Annotated in this window: 1 protein-coding gene and 1 pseudogene; both read left to right on the top strand. The window is 72.6% G+C overall.

Going from position 1 to position 2,116, the window contains the following annotated elements:
* Positions 1-182 (top strand): annotated as a pseudogene (locus GT030_RS01410) (hypothetical protein); the annotation flags it as partial.
* A gap of 228 nt (positions 183-410) precedes the next feature.
* A partial coding sequence (locus tag GT030_RS01415) for a DEAD/DEAH box helicase (RefSeq protein WP_161199435.1) occupies positions 411-2,116 on the top strand: 1,706 nt, incomplete at its 3' end.

Raw genomic sequence — 2,116 nt, forward strand, 5'->3', positions numbered from 1 at the left:
TGCCGACGGGGGAGCCGACCCCGCCCCCGGTGACCTCCGCGCCGCCCGAGCCGCCCGCGTCGACCCCGCCGCCGCCGGACACCGAGCCACCGTCGGCCGAGCCGTCGTCCTCGGCCCACGAGGACCCCGCCCCGCAGCTCGGCGGACGGGTTCCGGTGCCCGCCGTACGGGCCGCGGCGTGAGCCGTGAAACGGGCGCCGGAAGGGGGTTGACGAGCCGGTTTGCCTTCAGGGGTGGGGGGTGCGTATGGTGGTAGATCGTTTGATCCCATTTGCCCGGCGCCATCGCAGAGCGCGCCGTGTGGCGCGTACTCTCCCTTGCCGTGACGGACCGCATTGAGGCGGTTGTGTTGTGCGAATCACGGAGTTGACGGGCGCGTGCCGAGAGACTCCGGAAGGTTTCGCATTCGCATGTCCGTTTCCAGTACTGACCAGTTCGTCGCGCCCGAGGACGGGGACGCCCCCGTCGACGGGACGAACGAGGTCACCGCTGTCGTCGAGGCCGACGACACCACCGACACCACCCCCGAGATCACCTTCGCCGACCTCGGTCTCCCCGAGGGCATCGTGCGCAAGCTCGCCCAGAACGGTGTCACCACCCCCTTCCCGATCCAGGCCGCGACCATCCCGGACGCCCTGGCCGGCAAGGACATCCTCGGCCGTGGCCGTACCGGCTCCGGCAAGACCCTCTCCTTCGGTCTGCCCACCCTGGCCACGCTGGCCGGCGGCCGCACCGAGAAGAAGCGCCCGCGCGCCGTCATCCTGACGCCGACCCGCGAGCTGGCGATGCAGGTCGCCGACGCCCTCCAGCCCTACGGCGACGTGCTCGGCCTGAAGATGAAGGTCGTCTGCGGCGGCACCTCGATGGGCAACCAGATCTACGCCCTCGAGCGCGGTGTCGACGTCCTCGTCGCCACTCCGGGCCGCCTGCGCGACATCATCAACCGCGGCGCCTGCTCGCTGGAGGACGTCCAGATCGCGGTCCTCGACGAGGCCGACCAGATGTCCGACCTGGGCTTCCTGCCCGAGGTCACCGAGCTGCTCGACCAGGTCCCGGCCGGCGGCCAGCGCATGCTGTTCTCCGCGACCATGGAGAACGAGATCTCCACGCTGGTCAAGCGCTACCTGAACGACCCGGTCGTGCACGAGGTCGACAGCGCCCAGGGCAACGTCACGACCATGTCGCACCACATCCTCATCGTGAAGCCCAAGGACAAGGCGCCGGTCACCGCCGCGATCGCCTCCCGCAAGGGCCGCACGATCATCTTCGTCCGCACCCAGCTCGGTGCCGACCGCATCGCCGAGCAGCTCCGCGAGTCGGGCGTGAAGGCCGACGCGCTGCACGGCGGCATGACCCAGGGCGCCCGTACCCGGACGCTGGCCGACTTCAAGGACGGCTACGTCAACGCGCTCGTCGCCACCGACGTCGCCGCGCGCGGCATCCACGTCGACGGCATCGACCTGGTCCTCAACGTCGACCCGGCGGGCGACCACAAGGACTACCTGCACCGCTCCGGCCGTACCGCCCGTGCGGGCCGTTCCGGCACGGTCGTCTCGCTGTCCCTGCCGCACCAGCGCCGCCAGATCTTCCGGCTGATGGAGGACGCGGGCGTCGACGCCGCGCGCCACATCATCCAGGGGGCCGGCGCGTTCGAGCCCGAGGTCGCCGAGATCACCGGCGCCCGGTCCATGACCGAGGTGCAGGCCGAGTCCGCGGGCAACGCCGCGCAGCAGGCCGAGCGCGAGGTCGCCGGGCTGGTCAAGGAGCTGGAGCGCGCCCAGCGCCGCGCCGGTGAGCTGCGCGAGGAGGCCGACCGCCTGGTGGCGCGGGTCGCCCGCGAGCGCGGTGAGGACCCGGAGGCCGCCGTGGCCGAGGCGCAGGCGACCGCCGAGCAGGCCGTGGCCGAGGCGACCGCCGAGGCCGAGCGTCCGGCCGCCCGCGAGCCCGAGCGCGACGAGCGCCCGGCGGGCCGCCGTTCCTTCGACCGCGACCGTGGCGAGCGCCGCGACGACCGTGGCGGCCGTGGCTTCGAGCGCCGTGACGACCGTGGCGGCCGTGGTTTCGAGCGTCGTGACGACCGTGGTGGCCGTTCCTTCGAGCGCCGTGACGACCGTGG

It is taken from the genome of Streptomyces sp. SID1328 (assembly GCF_009865595.1).
In the GTDB taxonomy this organism is placed as follows: domain Bacteria; phylum Actinomycetota; class Actinomycetes; order Streptomycetales; family Streptomycetaceae; genus Streptomyces; species Streptomyces griseoluteus.